This window comes from Pseudomonas sp. RA_15y_Pfl1_P11 (genome assembly GCF_963970975.1).
GTDB lineage: Bacteria > Pseudomonadota > Gammaproteobacteria > Pseudomonadales > Pseudomonadaceae > Aquipseudomonas > Aquipseudomonas tritici.
Genome location: NZ_CAXAOY010000040.1, coordinates 1 through 3,363, shown reverse-complemented (window position 1 = coordinate 3,363; position 3,363 = coordinate 1). Strand labels below are relative to the sequence as shown.

The 3,363-nt window shown below is 51.6% G+C and carries 4 protein-coding genes and 1 tRNA gene; 3 read left to right on the top strand and 2 right to left on the bottom strand.

Annotated features, from left to right (window positions below; all coding sequences use genetic code 11):
• Positions 1–165: 165 nt before the first annotated feature.
• Complete coding sequence (locus tag AACY44_RS27435; protein WP_339418856.1) at positions 166–858, bottom strand: crotonase/enoyl-CoA hydratase family protein; 693 nt, start codon at positions 856–858, stop codon at positions 166–168.
• Between the two features lie 336 nt (positions 859–1,194).
• Here AACY44_RS27435 and AACY44_RS27430 point away from each other — a divergent pair.
• Positions 1,195–1,284 (top strand) — tRNA-Ser (locus tag AACY44_RS27430).
• Positions 1,285–1,489: 205 nt separating this feature from the next.
• A complete protein-coding gene (locus tag AACY44_RS27425; RefSeq protein WP_339531509.1) occupies positions 1,490–1,708 on the top strand; it encodes a hypothetical protein in 219 nt (72 codons plus the stop codon).
• Between the two features lie 15 nt (positions 1,709–1,723).
• Here AACY44_RS27425 and AACY44_RS27420 read toward each other — a convergent pair whose 3' ends face one another.
• Positions 1,724–2,689: a fimbrial protein gene (locus tag AACY44_RS27420; protein WP_339531507.1), complete on the bottom strand. Its 966-nt coding sequence runs from the start codon at positions 2,687–2,689 to the stop codon at positions 1,724–1,726.
• 494 nt (positions 2,690–3,183) lie between these two features.
• Between AACY44_RS27420 and AACY44_RS27415 the strand changes: the two genes are divergently transcribed.
• The gene (locus tag AACY44_RS27415) at positions 3,184–3,246 is read left to right on the top strand and encodes a hypothetical protein (protein WP_339531511.1); all 63 of its coding nucleotides are present in this window, start codon (positions 3,184–3,186) and stop codon (positions 3,244–3,246) included.
• Positions 3,247–3,363 lie beyond the last annotated feature (117 nt).

Below are 3,363 nucleotides of genomic sequence, written 5' to 3'. Positions count from 1 at the left end.
AGGGCGGGTGTTGGAGGGATGTTTCTGAACCACCGTCCAAGGCCTTCGAGACCCAGGACGGTGAAGATATCAAAGACCCGGTTTCCGGTGAATCGTAAGGCTGCTCCGCTTAAGTGAACAGCATTACGACTCAAGGTCGGGCTCTGGCGTATCAGATGTAGGGGTTTAGCTCAGGATATGCCCTTGGTCGTGGATGATTGCATCGTCCAAGGCCTCCAGCAGTTCCTTACGTACCTTCAACTTGGTGTGCTTGTGGGCGTTCATATTAAGCTTCTTCAACTGACGCGCCGCTTCCAGCGCCGCTGCCTGCAACTCCTCCGGTGCGACCACCTTATCGAGGAAGCCTGCTTGCAGTGCACCCTGTGGATCGAACATCTCGGCATTGATCACCGAACGGTGAAACGCCGACTTGCGTAGCCGATCCCGCGCCAACTCGATACCCGCGTGGTGCATGGTCATGCCAATCGCGACCTCGTTCAGGCCAATGCTGAACGGGCCTTCTACCCCAATCCGATAATCCGCCGACAACAGCAAAAACGCGCCCTTGGCCACCGCATGCCCAGGGCACGCCACAATCACCGGAAACGGGTGCGACAACAGACGACGCGCCAACGTCGAACCCGACGTCACCAGGCCGATTGCTTCTTTAGGGCCGGCAGTCATCACCTTCAAATCATAACCACCCGACAGAATCCCCGGCGTGCCGGTGATCACCACTACCGCCCGGTCCTTCTCCGCCTGGTCCAGCGCTTCATTAAAGGCACTGACCACAGCAGGAGAAATGGCATTCACCTTGCCGTTGCTCAAGGTCAGGGTCGCGATACCGTCTTCGAGGTGGTAGGCAATCAACTCACTCATGACGCGGTTCCTTGTAGGATTTGTTATAGAGGGCTTGTTAATAGAGGTGCATGCGCAGACGTTACCCACCACGCACGCGCCGGTAAAGCACTGTGACTGACTGGCCAGTCAGACTTTTCCCGCACACAGGCGGCTGGAATGCCTGGGGCAGGGCTCAATGACTGCCCCAGACGCGCGCCGCTGATGCCTGAGAATGGCACAATCACCACCCCTCGCCGGATGCGTCCAGGCATAACCGGCTAACCGCATGAAAATTCTGAAAAAAACCTTTGCCATCAGAAAGGCTTTCGACTACATTAGCGCGCCTCGACAGACTGAACTGGTTTGACGAGATACGGTGAAGTGTCCGAGTGGCTTAAGGAGCACGCCTGGAAAGTGTGTATACAAGAAATTGTATCGAGAGTTCGAATCTCTCCTTCACCGCCACATTCAGTAAACGCAAACCCCCTGATTTTCCTAGAGAAAGTCGGGGGTTTGTGGTTTTTGGCATGCGAAAAATGGCCATATGGGACTGAGATGGGACTGGCGCGCTATTTTGGTGCGGAAATGGCTGCCGCCGAATGGTTGACTCACCACCGCCAGCAATTCGATGAACTAGGCTTATGCGAACCGAACTCCAGGGAAGGCTGCTATGCCAAACAACTCAGATTCGAACATTGCCACTGCAGATGCGCTGACATTGCTCCTGCACAACCATCACGCGCTAGGGGCAGCCATAGAGGAGGTCATAAAATGGCTTTCAAAGAATGGCGATGAGACGGCAGCAGTGAGCGCGACCGTGGCGATAGAAACCTTGGATACAAACGCAAAAGCGATTGCAGAAGCGATTTTGCGATTGCGTCTGGCTTAGTTCAATCGATGTGGGCTATAGGTAATTCACAACGAACGTTACGGAAGCGTTTGCGGTGCCGGCTTTAAGTTTGCTGTCAGGCAGGCGGTAGTAAGCCGCGGAGAGGGGTATTTTGAAGTCAGTGCTCGTTGAGTTGAAACTAGTAAAGGGATAGGTGGTTCCCAATGCGAGGGGTTGACCTGATTCGTTCATCAGTTTCAATCCGATTCCTTTCGCTGTTGAGTCGGAATTCAGTGCCACAACCCCCTGCTGCTGGTCTATTATTTGAGACGTAGCTTTCAAGGAATAAGTGACTTTTTTTATCCCACTCTGACACTCGTTAAGGGCAATATTGAACTTTATCAACCTTGATGTATCTCCCGCGTTGCCGAACTCGTCAAGAAGATAATCATCGCCCATTTGAACGGACACTGCTGGGGTTTGGCAAGCGGAGGCATTCACTATAATCGGTTTTGTTAAGTATAGGTTCATAGCCACCAGTTCATCTGCTATTTGTTGCCCCAAATAACCCGCTAGTACAATAGGTTGAGGCGACAGCTTGCCTGTTTTTATAATTTCAAATCGCACAGGTTCGCCTAAGAGATACCAAGATCCACTAGGTATAGGGTGGACAGATGGATAGTAACCTCGAGCTGCGTCGCGCAGGCGAAATGAGAGTCCTGTATTACCTAGAGGGAATATAGTGCTGCCTTCGGGCACTACGCCTAATGATGGATTTAATTTAATCCCGATGCTTGCTTGAGAATCACAAACGAAAGCGAATTTTTGATTTGTCGCTCCAGTCTCTTCATAAATGACAGTGCCGTTCGGTGTGTCTCGAGGAATATTCAAGGCAGAAGCCAAGTTTGCGCCAACATTAACTGTTTGAGTTTGGGTTGAATTTGAATTCAAGGTGCATTTTGCAAACGCACCTTGAGAATAGAGTGACAGCGCCATGATCACGGTTTTAATTGTCGAATTTGTATTTTTCATCTGCAGCATACTAGTATACGCTAAGAACCCACCGATATAGGACGTTTCTTAATTTCCTGCATTTAGTATGGCATTTTGCGCGGTTGATCCCCGGGCGTCATAGCTCCTACATCTACGGATCGATTGCTTCGAACGCTGTGCTTGACGAAGCAATGAGCGCGGCGGCCAAGTATTGACCGATAGTGGCTTCGAAGATGGGTACGTTGAATTCCAGCCTATGTTCAATCGGCCCCCACACCTGGCCCAGGCGTGGGGGCCTTTTTTTCGCAGCGTGGAAACCAGCCCCGGGGAGGCTGGTCTACCATTCCTTGCATATCTGGTTGATGTTTGGACGCGGGAGTGAGTATGAACGTAAGCGATCCACCATGTACACATTCAAAACTGCCCGTTGAAGCCTGATGCTGTGCTCCCGATTCCCATCAGGAGCCCGCAGTTATGATGCGCCCCGACGCCAAAGTTGAAAAGTCTACCTCTACCCCAGGCCTGTCGACTTCCGAAAATCCATCGACGGCCTCGCCGCCCTGGTTGAATTGGATATCAAAGTGGCAGTGTTCGATCGTAACTGATCCATAAACCCCACCTATTCAAAAAAAGGTGAACCGTTCAGGATGCGACATTCCGTTATTTCTTGTGCTTGATATCCACCACCGTTCCTGCCCGTACGTCTTTGATCGGCGAGAGCA

What these genes read in the sequence shown, in the direction of transcription:
- AACY44_RS27435 (WP_339418856.1), bottom strand. Translation starts at nt 858, where the DNA reads ATGAGTGAGTTGATTGCCTACCACCTCGAAGACGGTATCGCGACCCTG.
- AACY44_RS27425 (WP_339531509.1), top strand. Translation starts at nt 1,490, where the DNA reads ATGCCAAACAACTCAGATTCGAACATTGCCACTGCAGATGCGCTGACA.
- AACY44_RS27420 (WP_339531507.1), bottom strand. Translation starts at nt 2,689, where the DNA reads ATGCTGCAGATGAAAAATACAAATTCGACAATTAAAACCGTGATCATG.